1 protein-coding gene is annotated in these 1574 nt (G+C 34.6%); it reads left to right on the top strand.

All coding sequences use genetic code 11. The features are described 5' to 3' along the window. Positions 1-193 precede the first annotated feature (193 nt). A complete protein-coding gene (locus H4J67_RS19870; protein WP_182204872.1) occupies positions 194-1336 on the top strand; it encodes a serine hydrolase in 1143 nt (380 codons plus the stop codon). The last annotated feature ends 238 nt before the right edge of the window (positions 1337-1574 follow it).

The raw sequence follows: 1574 nt of genomic DNA, 5'->3' as shown, positions 1-1574 counted from the left end.
ATTACTTGTTTTATTATCTATGCGACTAAAGAAGCTAGATTAACCTAACAAGGCATTCAAACGGACAAAAAACAGTTGGCTGTTTTCACTTCGTTCAACATTATAGCCAACAATTTTTTGCCGCTGAATGTGGCGTTATGCAGAAAATTAAGATTTGGCAATAGTCGTCAACTTTACTAAAACGAGATAAATAATGATAAAAAAATTAGCTTTGCTTTTATCTTTTCTTATTCCATCAGTATTCGCTCAGGTTACTCTGGTAGATAAGTTTAAAATTGAACAACAAATTAAAGAATTTATGGCTAAAGAAGATGTTCCAGCATTGGCAGTTGGCATTATTCAACAAGGAAAAGTGGTATTTACTTCAGCGGTAGGTATAAAAGACAGAGAAACCAAGCAAGCAATAAACTCTAAGACGTTATTTCAAATTGGTTCTCAGTCGAAAGTATTAACTAGTATTATAACGTTAGAGCTAATAGATGAGGGGAAACTGAAGCTTACTGATCGTGTCATTGATCTTTTACCCGATGTTTTTCCAAAAGATTCTCTGGAAGAATTTAAATCATTAACGATTGAACTTCTAATGACACATCGTTCTGGTTTACCTAATTATCCTAAAAACGTCACTAGAATCGATGGTGATGCATTTTTAGGTGGTTATGATGAAAAAATGCTATTGAGTGCGCTAAAAACCATTAAATTAAGCTTTACCGTTAATGAAAAATGGGAATATTCAAATTTAAATTATGCTGTACTTGGATATGTGTTGAGCAAGCTGACAAATACAAGTTATGCTGAATTAGTTAAACATTATATTAATGATAAATATAGCCTTTCAAATACTTTGGTAAATTTATCTGAAAGCCAAAAGCACACTCAAATGGCTTTACCTTACAGAAAAGACGATCGTCAAGTTGTGACTAAACCGTGGAATATGGGGTTATTAGCGCCACATGGGGGTGTTTACTCAAGTATTGATGATCTAGCTCGCCTTATGGTGTTACAACTGAAGGCATACTCGTTATTCAGTAAAAACGGAGTGACTTCACCGCTCGTTTCAACTCAAATAAAATATGACACTGAATTTACTCAGGCTGGAGAAATATACCTAGGACTCAGTTATGGCCTTGGAATGTTTGAAGCAAGCAATGAGTTCCCTCTGTTTTCTAAAACAGTATTGTTTCATGGTGGCGATTTAGATGGTTATGGCTGTGAGTATTTATTTTCTCCAGAATATAATGTCGGAGTAGTTATGCTAACTTCAAGTGGTGGAGGTAAGTTTGTCAATTTTGGCAGGAAAATGATGAGTGAACTACTAGAAATAAGCGTAAAGTAGAATTGCGTTTCTTTCTGCATAACAAGCTGTTAAACAAGGACAAAAAACAGTTGGTTTTGCTCCTTTGTCGCTTATTTTAACCAACTATTTTATTGCCTCTTAACAGGGCGTTAGTATGACTCCCCACGTCAAGTTAAATACACTGAACCTTGTTCATTAATTTCAGAACCATTGTATTCACTTTTAGTATTAAGTGAGTTAACGCATAGAATGAAGCAAGTAATTTCGTCGGTTATCA

The sequence above is a fragment of the Colwellia sp. BRX10-4 genome (assembly GCF_014077465.1).
In the GTDB taxonomy this organism is placed as follows: Bacteria; Pseudomonadota; Gammaproteobacteria; order Enterobacterales; family Alteromonadaceae; genus Colwellia_A.
The sequence above is the reverse complement of the archived record's forward strand: the minus strand, read 5'-3'. Positions and strand labels throughout refer to the sequence as shown.

Excerpts from the sequence above, each read along its gene's own strand:
- H4J67_RS19870 (WP_182204872.1), top strand. The coding sequence starts at position 194 with ATGATAAAAAAATTAGCTTTGCTTTTATCTTTTCTTATTCCATCAGTA.